The organism is Kitasatospora sp. NPDC001225 (genome assembly GCF_053597855.1).
The window spans coordinates 66,664-87,078 of record NZ_JBSFJC010000021.1; the positions used below are offsets into that span (position 1 = coordinate 66,664).

The following is a 20,415-nucleotide window of genomic DNA, read 5'->3' on the forward strand; positions in this document are numbered from 1 at the left end:
CGCTGTTACCTGAAGTCTGTGATCCGAACGCTGTCGGCGCCCGCACCCGAACCTGCGGCGCCGCTCGTGTCGGTGCCGGCAGCGACACCCGCGCCCTCACCCGCACGCCGCGCACGCAGCAGCTCGCGGGCCGCACGGAGCGGCTCCGGGTCGGCCCACGCCCGGACGTCCACCGGCGCGGTGAGGAAGCCCTGCTCCCCGAGGAACCGTTCCTGCAGCGCCAGCAGCTCCAGCCGCTCCGCCGACAGGTCCAGGTGCAGGGTGCGGTGACTGCCCGGCGTATAGGCCCCGGCGACGCCCTCGGCCCCGGCACCGGTCTCGGCCCGCAGGATCCGGACCACCTCCTCCGGGTGCTCCGCCGCCCAGTCGGCGGCCTCCAGCAGCACCGCGAGGAACCGCGCGACCAGCTCGGGCTGCTCGTCCAGCAGCCGCTGGTGGACGGTGATCGGCCGCGGGGTGCCGTTGTTGACCCGGGCCCGGCGGTCCGGCGCCGCGTCCAGCTCCACGGCCACCTCCGCACCGATCCGGCGGGCCGCCTCGACGGCGAGCGCCCCCTTCACGTACACCGCGTCCACCACCCCGTCCCGCAGGGCGGCCAGCTCCGCGGACCACTGCCCGCCGCCCGGGACGCCGGGGACGTCCACCAGCTCGGCGTCCGCCAGGGTGAGGCCCGCGAGCCCGAGGGCGCCGCGGAGGCCGGCCAGCGCCATCGCCCGCCAGAAGTCGATGCCGATGTCATGATGCGGCACCGCCAGCCGCAGTCCGCGCAGCTGCGCCGGTTCGGTCACGCCGCTGCCGGCCCGCACCAGCACCACCTGGCGCTCCTCGATCCAGGTGAGGCCGATCAGCCTGGTCGCCTCGCCGCGCGAACGGGCCCACAGTGCGGGGACGTTGCCGCCCTCCCGGAACAGTCCGGTCAGCGCGTGGGTGTAGTGGTGGTCCGCCGCCACCTCCGGCGGAGCGTCCTGCAAGGAGCGGACGGCGATGCCGTCGGCGGCGAACTCCTGGGCGAGCCACCCCTGGTCGGCGGCGATCCCGGTCGCGGTGGGCACCGGGCAGCGGGTGAACCAGAGGGTGTCGGGAAGCGGGGAGGCGTTCTGGATGCGACTGGACAACGGAGTTGGTCCTCTACGGGGGCTCCGACGACAGCCGGAGGAGCTCGGGATCGATTACCGCACGGAGGCACAGGAAGCCTGGTGCGCAAGGAAGTTGTACGCCACGATGCAGGGAGGAAGGCAGGTGGCGCGGGAGGCGTCGGTCAGCGACAACACGCACGGGAGGGGAGACACCGGTGGGACGTCACGGTGCTTCTCCTTCCGCAGAGTCGGGGCAGGCGCCGCCTGGACCGAGTGGCCGTCCGGCGCGATGCCAGGAGCGTTCCACGGCGGACGAGCCCGAGGCAAGTCTTTGCCACATGATGGGATCGGTTGTTCATCAACGCCATTCCATTGCAACGTCGTCGACACATTCCCGCAGCACCGGCTGCCCTACGCTGAGACCGCCTCCGGCCGCCGGGCCGGAGTTCCGAACCGAAACGCGAGGTGCCATGCCCGGGGCCGCCACCGCCGTCCAGAGTCCGCCGGCCGGTGCGCAGGCCGTCCAGCGCGCGCTCGGACTCCTGCACTGCTTCCATGACAACGGCCCCGACCTGAGCGCCTCGGACCTGGCCCGCCGGATGGGCCTGTCGGTCTCCACCGCGCACCGGCTGGCCCGCACGCTGGTCAGCGCCGGGTTCCTGGAGCAGGACGAGCAGACCGCCCGCTACCGGCTCGGTCCGGCCGTCGCCGAACTCGGCCAGCTCACCTTCCACCAGCGCGGGTTGCACCTCGCCGGGCCCGAGCTGGAGCTGCTGTCCCGGCGCACCAAGGCCACCGCCGACCTGGCGATCCGCAGCGGCGCGCACGCGGTGATCCTGGTCGGCGGATCGGTCCGCCCGGATACCGGACTGGGCCTGCGCCGCCCGCTGCACTCCACGGCGCTCGGCAAGGTCCTGCTGGCCTGGCCCCGCCCGGGCGAGACGACGCCCTCGACACTCGGCCCGCTGGCCTCCTTCACCGACCGCACGATCACCGAACCGGCGGTCCTGGAGGAGGAGTTGGCGAAGGTCCGAACGGCCGGGTACGCGCTCAACGACGGCGAGTCGACCGCCGGGGTGCGGACGGTGGCCGTGCCCGTCCTGGACGGCGCCGGGCAGGCGCGGTTCGCGCTGGCGGTCCGTTCGACGCCCGCGCACCTCACCGACGACCGGCTGGACTGGTTCCTCGGCCACGCCCGCGGCTGCGCCGACGCCCTCGCCGTCCTCCTGCTCCCGCCGGACCAGCGCGGCTGACGCTCCCGGCGCTCCTTCCGCGCCGCCGGAACGCGACGAAGCAGCGGGCCGCCCGTCCGTGTCCAGGACGAGCGGTCCGCTGCTTCGACCGGCCGAATTTCAACCGACCGGCGGCAAGAGGCCGTTGGCGACCGGCTGCCAGATCGGACGCCGGACCGGCCGTCAGATCGGCTGTCAGATCCGCCGTCAGGCCGGAACCAGCCGTCAGACCGCGGCCGGGGTGTACTTGTAGCCGACCCGGCGGACCGTCACGATGGTGTCCCGGTAGGCCGGTCCGAGCTTGCGGCGCAGCCGGGCGACGTGCACGTCGACCGTCCGCCCGTCCCCGACGTGGCCGTAGCCCCAGACCGCGGAGACCAGGTGGTCCCGGGTGTGCACCCGCTGCGGGTGCTCGGTGAGGTGGGCCAGCAGCTCGAACTCCAGGTAGGTGAGGTCGAGCAGCCGCCCGTCGACGTAGGCGTTGCGCCGCTCGGTGTCGACGGCGATGCCGCGCCCGGCCGGGCGGACCGGACGGACCCCGGCCACGGTCTGGCCGGCGGGCCCGCCGGTCGTCGGCTGCGCCCCGTGGGCCGGGTGGGCCCCGGGGAGCGTGTGGGTTCCGGACGGGGCGGCGGCCCCGACACCGGCCGGAGCCCCCGGCAGGCCGACGACCTGCGCCGCCGGGCCCTCGGTCGGCACCAGCACCAGGTACCCGACCATCGCGCCGCCGTTCACGCCGCCGAACTGGATTCCGTACTGGGCGAGCAGACCCTGCGGCAGCGCGCCCTGCGGCAGGGTGGCGACGACGGCCGCCCCCTCCGGCAGCGCGGCGAGCAGCGCCTGGGGCACCTGCGGGACGGTCACTCCCGGCTGCGCGGCTGCGGGTGCCGGGACGGTCGCCGGACGGGTCGGTCCGACATGGGCCGGGCCGACGTGGGCCGTTCCGGCGTGGGTCGGTCCGGCATAGGGCGGACGGGCCGCCACCCCGGGCCATCGGTCGGACAGCGACGCCGGGGGGACGGACGGTCCCGCGGCCCCGGACGCGCCGGGACCGACCGGCGCGGTGGCGGGGACGGAGGAGACCGGCGGGACGGAGCGGACCGCGCGCAGGTGCGGGGTCGCGGTGGGCAGGGGCAGGGTGGCCGTGGAGGAAGAAGACATGGTGTGCCGCTCATTTCGCGCGTGACGGACGGGGTGGAGTCGTCTGCGCGTCGACCGGGCGTACTGCCTGGGCTGGACCGGAACGAACCGGATCAGCGGGCGGAGGGCCGGGACGCGCTGGGCGAGCCGGGACACGTTTGATCGAACAGGTGCGGCTGCCGGGACGGCCAGAACGGCTCGAGGTCGAGGCGACCCCGCCGGCTGTCCACGGCGCGGCTCCCGCACCGGTTCCACCGTCCGGTCCGTCCACCCGCGCGCATCGCGGGGGCCGACCCGGCCGTTCGGGTACGGCCGACGATGCCGGGGGTGGTGCTGGGGCAGACGATGTTCACTGGTGGTCTCTCCGCTGGGCGGGTCCGGTTGGTCGGCCGCGGGCACGCCGGACGGGCGGTCCGCTACGGCCTGGTCGACGGGTTTCGGCGGTGCGTCGGACGGTGGACCGAGAGGGCCGGGTGGGCCGTCAGCGCCGGGGACGTACCGGGAAGGTCGGGAAGGTCAGGCCGGTCAGCGACAACACGCGCTGCAGATCAGCGCGTGGTCGATGTAGCGGCGGACGGTGAGCGCCGGATCGGCGGCACCGGTCACGGCGACGCCGGGCATGGGGGCACCGGGCAGCGGGGAGCCGGGCACGGCGGTGGTGATGCGTCGTCGGCCGACGGTCATCCTGCTGCCCTCCCCCTCGTTCTCCACACGGCGGCGCACCGTTGACGGTGCCCGCCGACGATGCCTCGCCGGTTCGTCGAAGGCCGTCCGCCGGTTGCAACGCCCGTACGAACGGGGCGTTTCCGGCGCCCCCGACGGCATGGCCGGGCGGCCTTCGTCCACAGAGCCTTCCACGGCCGGGCCGGTCTAGGCAACCTTCGGCGCAGTGATCGTCCACGATGCGGACGATGGAATGAGACGCCGGGCGGAAGGGGCAGGTCGGCGCGCTGACCTGCCGACTCTTCGCACGCCCGTCGTACGGCGGTCGCCCAGCCGTCCTTCACCCGTTGTCGAGCCGGAGCGCGGGCCGCCCCCGGCCGGAGCTGGACCTGCTCCGACCGGACCGAGCCGGGTCCGGCCGGGGCCGAGCCGCCCTCAGGAGCCGACCGGGGCGCGACGGTGCCGGCCGGCGGCGGCGTGCTCGACCAGCGCGACGAGCAGGTCCTTGCCGTCCTGCCGCAGCCGCGCGTCGCAGAGCACCACCGGGATGTCCGGGTCGAGGTCGAGTGCCTCGCGGACCTCGTCCGGAGAGAACCGCTCGGTGCCCTCGAAGCAGTTCACCGCGACCAGGAACGGGATGCCGCGCTGCTCGAAGAAGTCCACCGACGGGAAGCAGTCGGCCAGCCGCCGGGTGTCCGCGAGCACCAGGGCGCCGAGCGCGCCGCGGGCCAACTCGTCCCAGACGAACCAGAACCGGTCCTGCCCGGGCGTGCCGAACAGGTAGAGCGCGAGGCCCGGCCGCAGATCGATCCGGCCGAAGTCCATCGCGACGGTGGTGGTGCGCTTCGCCTCCACCCCCGAGGTGTCGTCGACCGGGCGGCCCAGCTCGCTGAGCTCCTCCTCGGTCCGCAACGGCCGGATCTCGCTGACCGATCCGACCAGCGTGGTCTTGCCCGCGCCGAAGCCGCCCGCGACCAGGATCTTCACCGCGACGGCCGGACCGCCGCGCCAACGCGGGTCGTTGGCGTTCGCCGGGTGGGACGCGATGCCGTCCGGATCGGGCACGGTGCCCTCCGGGCGGGGGCGGGGGTCAGAGCGCACGGAGTCCATTGATCACGTCTCGCAGCAGGCGCTCGTCCGGCAGCTCGGCGAGCGGAACGGGTCGGGTGACGCTGATCAGCTCGGCGTCGTAGAGGTCGCCGAGCAGCACCCGCACCACGCTGACCGGCAGGTCGGTGTAGGAGCCGAGCTCGGCGACGGAGAGCGGCTCGCGGCGGCACAGGGTGAGCAGCGTCTGGTGCTCCGGGTCGAGGACGTGCGCGGGCACGGCCCCCGCGACCGGCCCGGGATCGACGGCGGTGACCAGCGAGATCAGGTCGAACAGCCCCTCCTCGACCGGCCGGGTGCGGCCGCGGGTCATCGAGTAGAGCCGCACCACCGGGCCGGCCTCGTCGTCGAACCAGCGGTCGTCGACCGGGGTGCGCGGCCGGAACAGGTCGACGTCGGGCCCGTCCGGGTCGACCTCGCCGTCCTGGCCGCCATGGCCGTCCGGGCGGTCGACGGCGTCCGAACCGCCACTGCCGGACGGACCGCCGACGCCGGAGGAACCGCCGGCGCCGGACGGCCCGGCCGTACCCACCGGCACCTGGGGGCCGTCCGGCGTCTCCGGGCCGTCCGGCTCATCCGCCTTCGGATCCGCCATCGGACCGCTCATCTCACCGGCGGGGCGGTTTCGGTGCGCGGCTCGGCGGCCATGTGCTCGCCGACCCGCTTGACCAGCAGCGCCATCTCGTACGCGATCTGGCCGATGTCCGCCTCGGCCTCGCTCAGCACGGCCAGGCAGCTGCCGTCGCCGGCGGCCGTGATGAACAGGAAGGCCTCGTCCAGCTCCACCATGGTCTGCCGGACGCCGCCGACCTTGAAGTGCCCGCCAGCGCCCTTCGCCAGGCTGTGGAACCCGGCGGCGACGGCGGCCAGGTGCTCGGCGTCCTCGCGGTCGAGGTCGCGGGAGGCGCCGGTGGCCAGGCCGTCGTTGGAGAGGATCACCGCGTGCCGCAGGGCCGCGACGCGCCCCACCAGGTCGTCCAGGAGCCAGTTGAGGTCCCCTGACGACTGCATCGACGTGGTCATGAATCAGTTCCTTCCGCTGGAGCGGGTGGTGCGTGTGGAGCGGGTGGTGCAGGTGGTGCAGGTGGTGCGGATGAAGCGGGTGGTGCGGGTACGGCGGTGTCCGGGGTCCGGCGGACCGGCTGCCCGGGCGGTACCCGCCGGACGAGCGGCGCCCGGCCGGTGTCCCGCGGCGCGGGCAGCGCCGCCGGGGCGGGCGCCGGGGCGATCGCCCGCCGGGACCGGTCGGGCGGCTGCCAGGCCGGTACGGCGGTGGGCCGTCCGGTCCCCCGCACGGCACGATCGTCGGGTGTGCCGGGACGATCCGTCAACGGAGCGCCGGTCCGGTCCGTCGGCGCACCGGGGCGGCCCGGGGAGCCGACCGTACGGTCCGCCGGGGCCGTGGCCCCTCGCCCCCGGGTGAAGCCGCGCTGGAAGGAGGCGAAGGTGGCCCTCGCCTCCTCGGGGGAGCGTTCCCGGACCTCCCGGGCCTCCCCGCCGTCCTGGGCACCTACGGCCGATCCGTCGCCGACCGACGCGCCTCCGGCCCCGCCGTCGGCTCCGGTACCGGCTCCGTTGCGGAACCGTTCCTTCAGCTGTTCCGTGAGCTGTTCCCTGAGCTGCGGCGCCAGGTTCGCCTGCCGGACCCGCCGGGGCAGGCCGCCCGCCGTCCGGGGAGCGGCACCCGCGGGCGGAACCGCGGCCGGGTCGGTCCGCCCGACGGAGCCGCCGACTCCACTGGCCCCGGCAGCTCCGCCGGCCTCGGCAGCCGCGACGGCCGCCTCGGCCGCGGCCACCACGACGTCCTCCCGCCGGTGCCGCCCCGGCCCCGGCGCGTCCTCGGTGTCCGCCGCGGGCGCGGGGACCAGCACCGGCCCGCCCTTGCCGCGCGAGACCCGGCGCGGCAGTCCGCCCGCCGTCCGGCCCGCGTCCGGCGCGGAGGGGCGCGGCCCTCCCGTCGCCCCGCGGTGCCTGCCGTCCGCATCACCACCGGCACCGGCGGAACCGACGGAACCGACCGCGGACGCCGACGAGGGAGCTGACGGGCGTGCCGACGGAGCCGCCGACGGGGAAGCACCACCCGACCCGGGTACCGCCACCAGGTCCCGCTGCCCGCGCCGGCCGCCCGCCGCGGGCCGCTGCCCGGCCGTGCCCGGCTCCGGCCGCCCGTCCGGGGCCTCCGCGAGCAGCTCGCGCGGGATCAGCACCACCGCCGTCGTCCCGCCGTACGGAGACGGCCGCAGGTGCACCCGGATGCCGTGCCGGCGGGCCAGCCGGCTGACCACGAACAGGCCCAGCCGGTCGGTGTCGGCGAGGTCGAACTCCTGCTCCACGGCGAGGCGTTCGTTGATCTCGGCGAGCAGCTGCTCGCTCAGCCCGAGGCCGCGGTCGTCGATCTCCAGCGCGAAGCCGTGCGCCACCACCTCGCCCTGGACGGTGACCTGGGTGCTCGGCGGGGAGAACACGGCGGCGTTCTCGACGAGTTCGGCGACCAGGTGGGTGACGTCCGCGACGGCGCTGCCGAGCAGGCCGGTGCCGGGGAACGGCCGGACGATCACCCGGGCGTAGTCCTCGACCTCGCCGACCGCCGCCCGGACCACGTCCACCATCCGGACCGGCTTGCGCCAGGCTCGCCCGGGCGAGCCGCCGGCCAGGATGATCAGGCCCTCGGCGTGCCGGCGCATGCGGGTGGTGAGGTGGTCGACCTTGAAGAGGTCCTCCAGCTCCGCCGGGTCCTCGGTGCGGCGCTCCATGGTGTCGAGCAGGGTGAGCTGGCGGTGCAGCAGCACCTGGCTGCGCCGGGCCAGGTTGACGAACACCGCCGAGACCCCGCGCCGCAGTTCGGCCTGTTCGACGGCGGCCTCGACGGCGGCGCGTTGCACCGCGTTGAAGGCCTGGCCGACCTGGCCGATCTCGGCGTCCCCGAAGTGCAGCTCGGGGGCCTCGGTGGCCACGTCCACCGGCTCGCCGCGGCGCAGCCGCAGCATGACGGACGGCAGCCGGGTGCCGGCCAGCTCGTGGGCCGCGTTGCGCAGGCCGATCAGCTGGCGGGCGAGGCCGCGGCCGATCCGGAACGAGATCATGATCGACAGCACCACGGCGACCAGGCCGATGGCACCGGCGATGCCGCCGCGCCACAGCAGTCCCATCGAGGCGGACCGCGCGCGCTCGTCCAGCCCGGCGGAGATCCGGCTGTTGATCGAGGCGAGGTCGCCGAGCGCCCGGTCGGCGGTCACCCGCCAGGAGTCGCTGTTGAGCGCCTGGACCACCCGCTCGGGGCCGCCGGCGCCGACGAAGTCCGCCTCGGCGCGGGCCAGCGCGCCCCAGGCCTCGCCGCCGCGCAGCGCGACGTAGTCGGACTGGTCGGCGGGGTCGAGTTCGGCGACGTAGACGGTGAACAGCGCCTGCTGGTTGTGCAGGGCGTCCAGCGCGACCTGGTACTGCTCGGCGGTGGGCTTGGCGACGCCGGTGCGCAGGCCCTCCATCGCCGCGTCCTCCTGCGACAGGTACTCGCGGGCGCGCACCAGCTCGATCAGGATGGTGCCCTGACGCGGGAGTTGGCCGCTCTGCCGGGCGACGTAGGCGGACCGGAAGCCGAACACCGGCTTGACCAGGTCGCTGTACTGGCCCAGCGCGAACTCCCAGTTCAGCGCGGAGCGGCCGACCTGGGCGCGGAGCGGTCCGAGCTGGTCGGCGGCGGCGACGATCTGCACGAAGCGGCCGCGCTGCGGGGCGGAGAGCTTGCCCGCGGAGGTGTCCTTCTTCTGCCGCAGCACGTCCAGGCTGCGGTCGGTGGCGGCCTTGGCCCGCTCGTAGCCGTCCCTGGCGGCCGGCGAGCGCGGGTCGGCCAGGCGCTGGACGGCGGCGCGGCGCTCGTTCTGGAGGTCCCCGGTGTACTGGTCGACCGGGCCCGCGAACTCCTTGTACGTACGGCTGATCCCGAGCTGGTTCCAGACGTCCCCGGTGGTGGCGATCGTCGCGTAGGCCCACAGCGCGGCGAGCGCGACGATGGGCACCAGGAGCAGCGCGATGATCTTCGCGCGGATCGAGCTGCTGCGCAGACGCATGGAGTCCTCGGTCGGGAAGTGCCAGGCGCGGACGGGGAGCGATGGGAACGGTAGGAACGGCGGGAGCGGTGGAGGGATGGTGTCGAGGCGCCGGTTCAGGGCCGGATCGGGGCCGAGGCGGAGCCGGGTCGGTGCTGGTACGGGGCTGGTACGGGGGGTGGCGCGGGACGGCATGGAGGGTGCCGAGGGCAAGGTCGGAGGAGGGGTTTCCGGCCACAGGTCTGCGAGACTCTACTACGCCCTCACCACTCGTTCGAGGGGCGAACCGGTCCACCGACCGGTCTCGTCCCGCACACGTCAGAAACCGGCCTCCCCCTCCCCCGCTTCGCGTCCGAAATGTCCGCCCGTGCCCGGAAATGCGGGATTGACACGAGGCCCCCGCACCCTCGGCGGTTCCTCCTCCGCACCTCCCCGGGGACGACACCACCGGAGGAGGCCGGTGCCGATCTCGTCGTGTCACCGCCACAACCCTGGGCAGTGACAGGGTGATCCGATAGTTTCGGCCCACCCCGTACTACCGGCACCGAACTGGGGAGGACTGTGCGCGAGTTCACCACCCCCGCCCCGGCCGTGCCCGAGGCCTCCGGAGGACTCGCCGACTCCCTCTACGACACCGCCGGGCGCACCCCCGACCTGGTCCAGCTGTCCCGGCGGACCGAGGACGGACAGTGGCAGGACGTCACCGCCCGGGAGTTCCGGGACCAGGTCCTCGCCCTGGCCAAGGGTCTGCTCACCCACGGCGTGCGCTACGGCGACCGGGTCGCCCTGATGTCCCGCACCCGCTACGAGTGGACGCTGTTCGACTACGCACTCTGGTCGATCGGCGCGATCACCGTGCCGGTCTACCCCACCGCCTCCCCCGAACAGGTGCGCTGGATCCTCGCCGAGACCCAGGCGGTGGCCTGCCTGGTCGAGGACGAGGACGCCGCGATGACCGTCGGCGCGGTCTGCGACGCGCTGCCCGACCTCACCGGCATCTGGCAGCTGGACCGCGACTGCGTCGCCGCGATCACCGAGGACGGCCTCGGCGTGCCCGACTCCCTGGTCCACCGCCAGCGCCTCGGCGTCGCCGCCGGGAACATCGCCACCGTCGTCTACACCTCGGGCACCACCGGCCGCCCCAAGGGCTGCCTGATCACCCACGCCAACCTGGCCGCCGAGGCGGACGCCCTGCTCGCCGGCTGGGGGGACGTCCTGCGCGACACCGGCGGCGGCCGCCCCGCCACCCTGCTGTTCCTACCGCTCGCGCACGTCTACGGGCGGGCCGTGCAGATCGCGGCGATCCGCGGCGGCTTCCGGATCGGGCACATCCCCGAGGTCTCCACCGACGCGCTGCTGCCCGCGCTGGAGACCTTCCGCCCGACCTTCCTGCACGCCGTCCCGTACGTCTTCGAGAAGATCTTCCAGCAGGCCCGGCGGGCCGCCGAGGACGCCGGGCGCGGCGAACTCTTCGAGCAGGCCCGGCAGGTGGCCGTCGACTGGGCCGCCGCCCGGGAGCAGAAGGCCTTCGGCCGCGGCCCCGGACCGGGCGCGGCCCTGCGGCTGCGCCACCTCGCGTACGAGCGGACCGTCTACCCGAGGCTGCGGGCGGTGCTCGGCGGCCGGGTGCGCAGCGTGATGTGCGGCGGCTCAACGCTCCGGCGCGAGCTGGGCCTGTTCTTCACCGGCGCCGGCCTCCAGTTGTACGAGGGCTACGGGCTGACCGAGACCACCGCCGCGATCACCGCCAACCCGGCCGGCCGGCAGAAGCTCGGCACGGTCGGACAGCCGGTGCCGGGGGCCTCGGTGGCGATCGCCGACGACGGCGAGGTGTGGGTGCGCGGCGGCTCGGTCTTCGGCGGCTACCTCAACCATCCGCGGTGCACCGCCGAGTCCCTGGTCGACGGGTGGTTCGCGACCGGCGACCTGGGCCGGCTGGATGAGGACGGCTACCTCAGCATCACCGGCCGCAAGAAGGACCTGATCGTCACCAGCAGCGGCAAGAACCTGGCCCCGGCGGCCCTGGAGGAACGGGTCGAGGCGCACCCGCTGGTCTCCCAGTGCCTGGTGGTGGGCGACGACCGCCCGTACGTGGCCGCACTGATCACGCTCGACCCGGCCGCCCTGGCGCACTGGCTGAAGACCCACGGGCGGGAGCAGGCGGACCCGTGGACGGTGCTCGCGGACGAGGAGCTGCACGTGGAGGTCCAGCGTGCGGTGGCGGCCGCGAACACGGCCGTCTCGCGGGCCGAGTCGATCCGCGCGTTCCGACTGCTGCCACGGGAGTTCAGCCAGGAGCAGGGGCTGCTGACGCCCTCGCTGAAGCTGCGGCGGGCGGCGATCGCCGAGCACTACGCGACGGACATCGAGGAGTTGTACCTGCCCTGAACCGGGGCTGTCCGTCTGGTCCTTGACGTACCGTCTTGTCCCTTGTGCCACAGGCGCGATGACCGCGCAGCGGCGAGCTGGTTCATCCGCCGTTCCCTTGACGGCCTTATTGGTCTAGTCCATTGTTGCGACGATCCAGAGTTCCACGGTCCGATTCCGCTCACGCCCTCCCCACGGGCGTACCCCCACCTGCTGGAGTCCTCACGTGTCGATGTCCACACGCCTGTCCGCGCGCCCGTCCACACGCCTGTCCACGCGCCTGTCCGCGCTGGCCGCCTCGGTCGCCCTGCTCACCGGCCTCGCCGCACCGGCGGCCTCGGCCGACGCCGCCCCGGCCGGCGGTCCGAGCGCCCAGGCCGCCCCGACCGTCAACCTCGCCACCAACCCCGGCTTCGAACTGCCCTCCCCCGACCTCGCCGACTGGGGCAGCATCCCCGGCTGGAGCTGCACCGGTGGACCGGCCGAAGCGGCCATCACCGCCAACGCCCCGCACACCGGCGCCTCCGCGCTGACCGTCACCCCCGCGAACGCCGACTCCACCGGGGAGTGCGCGCAGACCGTCGCGGTCCAGCCCAACACCACCTACACGGCCTCCGCCTGGGTGCGCGGCAACTTCGTCTACCTGGGCGCCACCGGCACCGGCAAGGACGTCGCACCCGCCTGGACGGAGACCACCGGCGGCGGCTGGCAGCGGCTGAGCACCCGGTTCACCACCGGCCCGAACGCGCGCAGCATCCGGCTGTACGTCCACGGCTGGTACCAGCAGGGCCCGTTCTCCGTGGACGACGTCCGGGTGGACGGCCCCGCACCCGCCCCGGCCGTCGCCGCCGGCTCCGTCCCCACCAACGACAAGGTCGTCTTCTTCACCGTGGACGACGGCTGGCAGCGCACCCCCGAGGCGGAACGGTTCATCGCCGACCACCGGCTGCCGATCACCGCCTTCCCGCTGCCGATGCCGGCCACCACCGACCCGGACTTCTTCCGGCGGGTCACCGCCGTACCCGGCTCCTCGGTCCAGGACCACAGCGTCTCCCACACCGACCTCAGCACGCTCCCGCTGGAACGGCAGCAGGTCGAGATCTGCGACGCCCGTGACTCCATGACCCGCATCTTCGGCACCACGCCGACGTTCTTCCGCCCGCCGTACTTCACCTGGAACGCCGACACCCTGCAGGCCGCCGCCAACTGCGGCATCCGCACCGTGCTCACCGCCGACGCGGACTTCAGCTGGGGCGCCGCCAACATCTGGCACCCGGGCCTGCTGCAGCCGGGCGACGTCGTCCTGATGCACTGGACCGACACCCTCGCCTCCGACCTCCAGCGCGCCCTCGCCGCCGCCGACGCCGCCGGGCTCAAGCCGGCCGGCCTGGTCGACTACCTCCGCTGACGGGCACCGTCCGGGCCTGACGGACGCGCCGCCGCCTCCGAGGGGGCGGCGGCGCGTCGCCGTTCGCTCGGGCGCTCCCGCGCTCCCGCGCTCCGGCACTCAGCCGCCGAAGACGTCTCCCGTCCATCCGATCAGGCGCGCTTCGAAGTCGGCCGCGGAGGTGATGTCCTGGGCCGGGATCACACCGCCCGCCTCGTGCTCCCCCGCCGTGACCAGCTTCTCCTCCCAGTCGGCGGCCAGGTAGGACACGTCCGCCCAGCCCCCGCGGAAGAGCACCACCTCCAGTTCCCCACCGGTCAGCGGGTCGGCCAGCCGCAGGCCGACCGAGTCCGGATCGACGACCCGGGCACGGTCCGTCTCCAGCGGCTGCGGCCACGGGGCGAGCCAATCGCGCCAGGTGAGCGGGCCCACCGTCAGCCGGGCCGCACGCCACCCCGGGGCCCGGGCGGCGATCCGCGCGGCGGCGTCGTCGAGGTCCACCACACGTTCCACGGCAGCTTCCGGTTCCTCTCCGGCGGCGATCGTCCTCGTTGACAGCGCGTCCGCGGCCTGGCTCTAATGGGGGCGTGCAGCGCGGCGTCGGCCACAGAGTAGTGGGCCGGCCGACAGCCGAGCGAGCACCTTTCCGAAGGGACGATGCGCGATGAGCACGCTCTCCGCTTCCCTGATCTGACGCCGGGCGGTCACCCCGCTGCCCGCGTGCGCGAACCGTGCCCCGTGACGGACGCCGCCGTACACGCGACCAGCCGTATCACCGGCTCCGGCACTCGGCACTCGGCACAGCAGGTGACCGCGACTTCCCCTTTCCTCTCTGGAGATCCACCACACACGCATGCCCATGTCCTTCAACCAGAACGTCATCGAGGAGTTCCGCGCCAACGGCGGGCGGGTCGGCGGCCCGTTCGAGGGCGGCGACCTGCTGTTGCTGACCACCACCGGGGCACGCTCCGGGCGGCCGCACACCGTGCCGCTCGGGTACGTCCGGGCGGAGGGGTTGCTCCTGGTCGTCGCCTCGGCCGCCGGGGCGCCGGAACACCCCCAGTGGTACCGCAACCTCCTCGCCCACCCGGTGGTCCGGGTCGAGATCGGCGCCGAGGCCTTCGACAGTGCAGGATTCGGCGTCGAGGCCTTCGACACCGTCGCCGTGCCCGCCGAAGGCGACCGCCGGGAACGGCTGTTCGCCGCCGTCGTCCGGAAGGCTCCGGGCTACGGCGACTACCAGGCGCACACCGACCGGGAGTTGCCGGTCGTCGCCCTGGAACGACCCGAGCCGCCCTCCGTCAGCCCCGCCCCGGTGGTGCGCAGCCTCGCCGACAAGCTGCTGGAGGCGCACACCTGGCTGCGCGCACAGCTGCGCCACGTACGGGAGGAAGCGCACGCCCACCTCCCGGGCCGACCGGCCCCGCTCGGGCTGCAGCTGCGCCAGCACTGCCTGGCCTTCTGCGACGGGCTGACGCACCACCACACCGGCGAGGACACCGCCGTGTTCCCCGCCCTCGCGCGCAGCCACCCGGAGCTGGCCGACGTCCTGGCGCGGCTCGACGAGCAGCACCGGGCCATCGGGCGGATCAAAGAGGAGTTGGTGGCCCTGCTGGCCGGGATCGCGGTCACCGAACCGGAGCGGCTCCGTACGGAGCTGGACCGGATGTCCGCCGAACTGGAGGCGCACCTCGACTTCGAGGAGGCGGAACTCCTGCCGGTCCTCGCCAGCATCCCCTTCCCGCCGACCGGACCGGCCCCGGGCAGGCCCACTCCGAACGGATCCGCGCCGAACGGATCGGCACCGAACGGCCGCTGAAACGGCGGTGCCGCCGTCCCCGCCCGAAGCGTGGGAGGGGACGGCGGCACCGGCATGCCCCATGACGGGACAGTGCCCGTCGGAGCCCGTCCGTTACGACGGTCCGCCAAAGCGGTTCGCTACGGCGGTCCGCCACGACGACCGCTGCGGGCCGATCCGGCTCCTGCGGCCCTTACGGCCTACCGTTCTCAGGAGGCCGAGAACACCGGCAGGTAGCCGCCGGACTGGCCGGCCGCCTTCGGGTGGTAGCTCTCGTCGACCGGCAGGGTGGCGCTGTTCAGCCAGGTGGTCAGCGAGCCGCAGATCTCGTGCTCGGTGAAGACGTTGCGGACGTCGCCGAAGGCGAAGCCGGCGTTGGCGGCCCGCTTGGCGAGGACGCCGTCCAGGGTGTCGGCGGCACTGTTGATGGCGGCGCGAGCCGTGTCGCCGATACCGAAGATGCAGCTGCCGCCGATCTTGTAGATGTGCGGGTAGCCCATCACCACGACGTGGGCGTTGGGGGACTTCGACTTGATCGCCGAGTACACCTTGTCCAGCTGGCCGGGCAGGGTGGTGGTGGCGTAGTTCTTGGCGGTGTTGACGGCGTTGACGCAGTCGGACTCCGAACCGAGGACACAGGTCTGCATGGTGTCGGCGAAACCGGCGTCGTTGCCGCCGACCGAGATGCTGACCAGCGTGGTGCTGGCGTCCAGGGCGGAGATCTGGCTGTTGAGGATGTCACCGGTCTTGGCGCCCGAACAGGCCACGAACTTGAAGGAGGACGGCGCGTGCGCGTTCTTCCAGAGGTACGCGTACGCGTTGGTGCTGCGCTTGCAGCTGCCGCTGTCGCTCAGGTAGCTGCCGGCACCGACGCCGGAGGAGTACGAGTCCCCGAGGGCCACGTAGTTGACACCGGCGGCGTTCGCGGACGACGCGGCGAAGAGCGTCGTCATGGTGAGGCCTGCCGCTACGGCGGCGATGGACAGGGCACGGGCAGGGCGGATCATCGCATCTCCAGTGGGGTGGCGTGGCGAGGGTCACAGAAGTGATACCAGGCGGTAGCCAAACCCGGAAGCGGTCATGCCAAGGATATTGACGGGCCGTCCGACAGCCCGGAGATGAATTGCCGCCGAAAATCCGGGATTTCGCCCAGGTCAGCGGGGGTACGCGGTGACGCGCGTAGCGCAGCGCGCGTAGACCGGCAACTTGCGGAAGTTCTGTGCACGGTAAGCGGGGGGCTGCCGCCCGGTTACCGCCGAGTCAGATTCGAAGCGGGTGCCGAGGGGCGCAGGGGGGGCTGACGGAACACCTCAAGGCACGTCAGAAGGTGGGCGGAACACGGCATCGGCGGAACCGGTGAAATTCACCGGTGAGCCTGATCGGACCCGTGCGGCTGATCGGACGCGTGCGGCTGACGGTTGACGTCCGCCATGGCCGCGCCTGCCGCGCCTGCCGTACGTGCCGCGCGATGTGGCAGCGCGTCAAGGCAACACGGCGGGACACCACGCCAGGGCGGCGCATCAGAGCAACCCGCCGGGAGGTCGCGCAGGAGTACGGCGACGCGCGTGGTCAGCCGTGCACGCCGGGGCGGCCACCACCGAGGTGCACGGCACCCGGGTAGACGGCGCCCGGGGAGACCGTGCAGCCCTCGACCGGCAGCTCCTCGATCGCCTCGTTCGCGGCCGCTGGCACGCCGAGCCAGCGCGCGGCGGTGGCGACCGCCGCGCGGGCCTGACGCAGGCCGGGCGCGCCCCAGCCGAGCAGCTCGACGGCGAGGCCCGGCGCGACCAGCAGTCGCCGGTAGTGCCGGCCCGAGGCCGGGTCGGCCACGCTCGGGCCGACCTCCCGCAGCGCCGCCGCCATCCGGACCCGCGCGCACTCGTGCCCGCCGTTCGCCGAACCGACCCGGTCGTAGAGGTAGCCGAGGTAGTACGGCCGGCCGATCACGGCCTGCGCCTCCTCGGCGGCCTCCCGGGCCAGGGCGGCCGCCGGATCACCGCCGTCCTCCGGCTCCAGCGACCCGCCGGGCAGCGAGCAGATCCCGTCCCGGGGGTTCACCAGCGTCAGCACCCGCCCGTCCGGTGCGAACAGCCACCCCCAGGACTGCTTGACCGGCAGCCCCTCCGGCACCTGCTCGCCCGGCCGCCACGGCCAGCCCGCGGTGGGACGCCGCCGCACCTTCCCGAGCAGTTCGGCGATCTCCGCGCTGTACTCGATCGGGCTCATGCTCTCGCCCCGCGGCGCTCGGCGGGGGTGCTCGCCCCTGCGCACCCCCTGGCACCGAGCTCGCTCCGCTCGCTCATCCGTCCCCCTCTCGCTGTCGGGCTTCGCCGGACCGGCGGTGCGCGGGGAGGACCTGCAGGGCGCGGTACGGAGCGGCCGGAGCGGCGGCGTGGGGCACCGCACGCTCCTGCTGTTGATCTTCTCCGAATCTTCCCCGAACAGGCGGTCGATGAACAGTCCCCAGCGCCGCATGGTGGACGCGGAGGCGGCGAACGCGGTGAACGCGAAGGCGACGAGCCCCCCGATCACCCCAGCGGCCCACCCCCTTCCCCGGCGCCCCGGAAGCCGGGCAGCGGGAACCCGGGCCGAGGGTCCACCCCGGGCGGGAACGGCATCCCACGCGCGGCATCGTCGGCCAGCTCGTCGAACACCTCGTGCGCCGTCATCGGCCGCAGCCGCCCGCCGGTCAACGCCCAGCCGAGCACCGGCGGCCGGAGCCCGGCGTCGTCGGCCGGGGCGGACCGGCCTTCGGCCTGACCGGCGGCCCGGACACCCGCCGACGGATCGCCGTGCAGCAGCAACGCCCCCTCCCCGCCCAGGGCGACGCCCGCCGCGAGCGTGACGCAGAACGCCTCGGCGTCCCGCCCGGCCGGGTACAGCCGCCCCTCCTCCACGCAGACGTCCACCGCCGAGGTGAGCTCCTCGCCGTCCTCCGGGCCGTGGCAGCGCAGCGTCAGCAGGTGGCACCCCTCCCCCGCGCCCTCGGCGAGGGCCAGGTAGACGGACGTCACGTACCGCATCACGGCCGCCATCCGGAACTGCCCTTCCGGGTCCTCGCCGACGGCGTCCAGCAGGGCCGCGCAGGCCACGGACATCCGCACCCGCGCCCGGTGGTCGTCCAGCAGCACCGGGAGCAGCTCGGCCAGCCGCTCCCCCGCGTAGACGAACGGCTCCCCCGCCAGCTCGGGATCGCCCGCGTAGGCGACCCGGGCGGCGGGCATCCGGGGATCGAGGCCGAGCGCCTCGCAGTAGTCCTCGAAGTCGCCCGCCTCCAGGACCCGCAGGTGCACCTCCAGCCCCTGCCGGTGCAGGGCCGTGAGCTGCTCCTCCGCCCGCCGCAGGTAGGCCTGGTGCCCGAGCCCGCCGAACAGCCCGTACCGCGCCAGCCCGGCGAAGTCCCCGGCGTCGACGGCCAGGGCCACCGCCACCGGCTGGGGCGGCGGCGCGCCCCGGACCCGCCCGCCGAGCCCGACCGCCCGCGCACCGTCCCCTCCCGCACGGGCCCCCGGCGGCCGGCCGCCCCCGGGCGGCGCCGCCCCGCCGGGCCCGGCGGCCGACACCCCGCCGACACCGCCGCCCGGCCTCCGCCCGGCCATCACCAGCACCCGCCGCCGCCCCCGCGACGGACGCCCCACCGCAGCGCCCAGCGCCTCGCACACCGACTCCCGCACGACAGTCATGACTCCTCCTTCTCGCTCGCCCGACTCCGGACCTCGTCGGCCGCCCCGACCGGGGGTGGCCGACGCCGAGGAACATACACAGAGCCACTGACAATTCACCCCAAGTAATCGAACAAGCTCGGCGCCACCCTCACCGGCACCGGACGGCACCCGCGGCCCGCCGTCCCCCCGGAACTCCCGGGAGTTCCGGGACGTGTGGTTTCCACCGGGCCGGGCGGGATTGTCAGTGCTGCGCGTTAGGGTCGGGGACCATGCGACTGCTGCATACCTCCGACTGGCATCTCGGGCGCTCGTTCCACCGGGAGAGCCTGCACGACGCCCAGCGCGCCTTCCTGGACCACCTGGTGGAAGTGGTCCGGTCCGAGGGCGTGGACGCCGTGCTGGTCGCGGGGGACGTGTACGACCGGGCGCTGCCCGGGCTGGAAGCGGTCGCGCTGTTCGACGACGTGCTGCACCGGCTGGCGGACCTCGGGGTGCCGACGGTCTTCATCAGCGGCAACCACGACTCGGCCCGCCGCCTCGGCGTCGGGGCGGGGCTGATCGGGCGGGCCGGCATCCACCTGCGGACCGACCCGGGCGACTGCGCCGAGCCCGTCCTGCTGGCGGACGAGCACGGCCCGGTGGCGGTGTACGGGCTCCCCTACCTGGAGCCGACGCTGGTCCGCGAGCGGTTCGGGCTGGCGAAGGGCGGGCACGCGGCGGTGCTCGGCGCCGCGATGGACCAGGTCCGGGCGGATCTCGCGGCGCGCCCGTCCGGCACCCGGGCGGTGGTGCTGGCGCACGCCTTCGTCACCGGCGGCGCGCCGAGCGACAGCGAACGGGACATCGCGGTCGGCGGCGTCGCCTCCGTACCCGCGTTGGTCTTCGACGGGGTGCACTACGCGGCGCTCGGCCACCTGCACGGCTGCCAGACGCTCGCCCCGCACCTGCGCTACAGCGGATCCCCGCTCGCCTACTCCTTCTCCGAGGTGAAGCAGCGCAAGACCATGTGGCTGGTCGACCTGGCCGCCGACGGCTCGGTGACGGCGGAGCGCGTCCCCTGCCCGGAGCCGCGCCGGCTGGCGACACTGCGCGGCACCCTCGACGCGCTGCTCACCGAGGAGGGGTACGCCGAGCACGAGCAGTCCTGGGTGCAGGCCACGCTCACCGACGCGGCCCGGCCGAGCGAGCCGATGGAGCGGTTGCGCCGCCGCTTCCCGCACACCCTCCAGCTGCTGTTCGACCCCGAGCGGAGCGAGGCCGAGCCCTCGCAGTCGTACGCGGCGCGGGTCAGCGGCCGCGGGGACCTGGAGATCGCGGAGGGCTTCCTGCGGCACGTCCGCCCCGGTGCCGAGCCGGAGCCGGAGGAGCTCGGCTGGCTGCGCGAGGGCTTCGAGCACGTCCGGGAGACCACCGACCGGAAGGCGGACCTGCCCCGATGAGGCTGCACAAGCTCACCGTCACCGCCTTCGGCCCGTTCGCGGGCAGCGAGACGGTGGACTTCGACGCGCTCGCCGCCGGCGGGCTGTTCCTGCTGCGCGGCGCCACGGGCGCGGGCAAGACCAGCGTGCTGGACGCGGTCTGCTTCGCCCTGTACGGCGAGACGCCGGGCGCGCGCCGGGCCAACCGGCTGCGCAGCGACCACGCCGACCCGAAGCGGCTGACCTCGGTGGAGCTGGAGCTGACCCTCGGCGGGCGGCGGCTCCAGGTCACCCGGCTGCCGGAGCAGCGCCGGCCGAAGAAGGTCGGCACCGGCACCACCGTGGAGCGGGCGCAGACCCTGCTGCGCGAGTGGGTCGCCGACACGGGCGACGGCACGCCCGGCTGGCGGGGGCTCAGCAAGTCGCATCAGGAGGCCGGGGAGGAGATCCACCGGCTGGTCGGCATGAACCGGGAGCAGTTCTGCCAGGTGGTGCTGCTGCCGCAGGGCGACTTCG

17 protein-coding genes are annotated in these 20,415 nt (G+C 74.3%); 6 read left to right on the plus strand and 11 right to left on the minus strand.

Annotation, left to right across the window (positions count from 1 at the left end):
- Window positions 1–5: 5 nt before the first annotated feature.
- A complete protein-coding gene (locus ACWDCZ_RS10100) occupies window positions 6–1,115 on the minus strand; it encodes an ABC transporter substrate-binding protein (protein WP_449815690.1) in 1,110 nt (369 codons plus the stop codon).
- 431 nt (window positions 1,116–1,546) lie between these two features.
- On the opposite strand from ACWDCZ_RS10100, the gene ACWDCZ_RS10105 reads away from it, so the two are divergent.
- Window positions 1,547–2,329, plus strand: a complete 783-nt coding sequence (locus tag ACWDCZ_RS10105) for an IclR family transcriptional regulator (RefSeq protein ID WP_387966720.1) — start codon at window positions 1,547–1,549, stop codon at window positions 2,327–2,329.
- Between the two features lie 204 nt (window positions 2,330–2,533).
- On the opposite strand, the gene ACWDCZ_RS10110 is transcribed toward ACWDCZ_RS10105, so the two are convergent.
- From ACWDCZ_RS10110 to ACWDCZ_RS10135, 6 genes are all read right to left on the minus strand, one after another.
- Window positions 2,534–3,172, minus strand: a complete 639-nt coding sequence (locus ACWDCZ_RS10110) for a winged helix-turn-helix domain-containing protein (protein ID WP_449815699.1) — start codon at window positions 3,170–3,172, stop codon at window positions 2,534–2,536.
- Between the two features lie 801 nt (window positions 3,173–3,973).
- A complete protein-coding gene (locus tag ACWDCZ_RS10115) occupies window positions 3,974–4,159 on the minus strand; it encodes a hypothetical protein (protein ID WP_049652176.1) in 186 nt (61 codons plus the stop codon).
- A 387-nt stretch (window positions 4,160–4,546) separates the two neighbouring features.
- On the minus strand, window positions 4,547–5,221 hold the full coding sequence (locus ACWDCZ_RS10120) for a GTP-binding protein (RefSeq protein ID WP_449815691.1): 675 nt from the start codon (window positions 5,219–5,221) through the stop codon (window positions 4,547–4,549).
- The gene (locus ACWDCZ_RS10125) at window positions 5,202–5,813 is read right to left on the minus strand and encodes a DUF742 domain-containing protein (RefSeq protein ID WP_449815692.1); all 612 of its coding nucleotides are present in this window, start codon (window positions 5,811–5,813) and stop codon (window positions 5,202–5,204) included. The genes ACWDCZ_RS10120 and ACWDCZ_RS10125 overlap by 20 nt, the downstream gene beginning before the upstream one ends.
- Before the next feature lie 8 nt (window positions 5,814–5,821).
- Window positions 5,822–6,241, minus strand: coding sequence for a roadblock/LC7 domain-containing protein (locus tag ACWDCZ_RS10130; RefSeq protein WP_049652175.1), 420 nt, complete (start codon window positions 6,239–6,241; stop codon window positions 5,822–5,824).
- Window positions 6,238–9,285, minus strand: coding sequence for a sensor histidine kinase (locus ACWDCZ_RS10135; RefSeq protein ID WP_449815693.1), 3,048 nt, complete (start codon window positions 9,283–9,285; stop codon window positions 6,238–6,240). Before ACWDCZ_RS10135 ends, ACWDCZ_RS10130 begins: the two co-directional genes overlap by 4 nt.
- A 540-nt stretch (window positions 9,286–9,825) precedes the next feature.
- On the opposite strand from ACWDCZ_RS10135, the gene ACWDCZ_RS10140 reads away from it, so the two are divergent.
- Both ACWDCZ_RS10140 and ACWDCZ_RS10145 read left to right on the plus strand, forming a co-directional pair.
- A complete protein-coding gene (locus ACWDCZ_RS10140; RefSeq protein ID WP_375873420.1) occupies window positions 9,826–11,652 on the plus strand; it encodes an AMP-dependent synthetase/ligase in 1,827 nt (608 codons plus the stop codon).
- A gap of 211 nt (window positions 11,653–11,863) precedes the next feature.
- On the plus strand, window positions 11,864–13,039 hold the full coding sequence (locus ACWDCZ_RS10145; protein WP_449815700.1) for a polysaccharide deacetylase family protein: 1,176 nt from the start codon (window positions 11,864–11,866) through the stop codon (window positions 13,037–13,039).
- Between the two features lie 99 nt (window positions 13,040–13,138).
- On the opposite strand, the gene ACWDCZ_RS10150 is transcribed toward ACWDCZ_RS10145, so the two are convergent.
- Window positions 13,139–13,531, minus strand: coding sequence for a hypothetical protein (locus ACWDCZ_RS10150; RefSeq protein WP_449815694.1), 393 nt, complete (start codon window positions 13,529–13,531; stop codon window positions 13,139–13,141).
- A 340-nt stretch (window positions 13,532–13,871) separates the two neighbouring features.
- Between ACWDCZ_RS10150 and ACWDCZ_RS10155 the strand changes: the two genes are divergently transcribed.
- Complete coding sequence (locus ACWDCZ_RS10155; protein ID WP_449815695.1) at window positions 13,872–14,837, plus strand: nitroreductase/quinone reductase family protein; 966 nt, start codon at window positions 13,872–13,874, stop codon at window positions 14,835–14,837.
- 188 nt (window positions 14,838–15,025) lie between these two features.
- Here ACWDCZ_RS10155 and ACWDCZ_RS10160 read toward each other — a convergent pair whose 3' ends face one another.
- The 3 genes from ACWDCZ_RS10160 to ACWDCZ_RS10170 form a co-directional block, all read right to left on the minus strand.
- A complete protein-coding gene (locus tag ACWDCZ_RS10160; RefSeq protein WP_074004280.1) occupies window positions 15,026–15,823 on the minus strand; it encodes an SGNH/GDSL hydrolase family protein in 798 nt (265 codons plus the stop codon).
- Window positions 15,824–16,385: 562 nt separating this feature from the next.
- Window positions 16,386–17,042, minus strand: coding sequence for an NUDIX domain-containing protein (locus ACWDCZ_RS10165; protein WP_063780242.1), 657 nt, complete (start codon window positions 17,040–17,042; stop codon window positions 16,386–16,388).
- 302 nt (window positions 17,043–17,344) lie between these two features.
- Entirely contained in the window at window positions 17,345–18,499 is a 1,155-nt protein-coding gene (locus tag ACWDCZ_RS10170) for a hypothetical protein (RefSeq protein WP_449815696.1), read from the minus strand.
- Window positions 18,500–18,750: 251 nt separating this feature from the next.
- Here ACWDCZ_RS10170 and ACWDCZ_RS10175 point away from each other — a divergent pair, with 251 nt between their 5' ends.
- Both ACWDCZ_RS10175 and ACWDCZ_RS10180 read left to right on the plus strand, forming a co-directional pair.
- Window positions 18,751–19,920, plus strand: coding sequence for an exonuclease SbcCD subunit D (locus ACWDCZ_RS10175; RefSeq protein ID WP_449815697.1), 1,170 nt, complete (start codon window positions 18,751–18,753; stop codon window positions 19,918–19,920).
- Window positions 19,917–20,415, plus strand: a 499-nt coding sequence (locus ACWDCZ_RS10180) for an AAA family ATPase (protein ID WP_449815698.1), incomplete at its 3' end; no start/stop codon positions are given. The genes ACWDCZ_RS10175 and ACWDCZ_RS10180, both read left to right, overlap by 4 nt.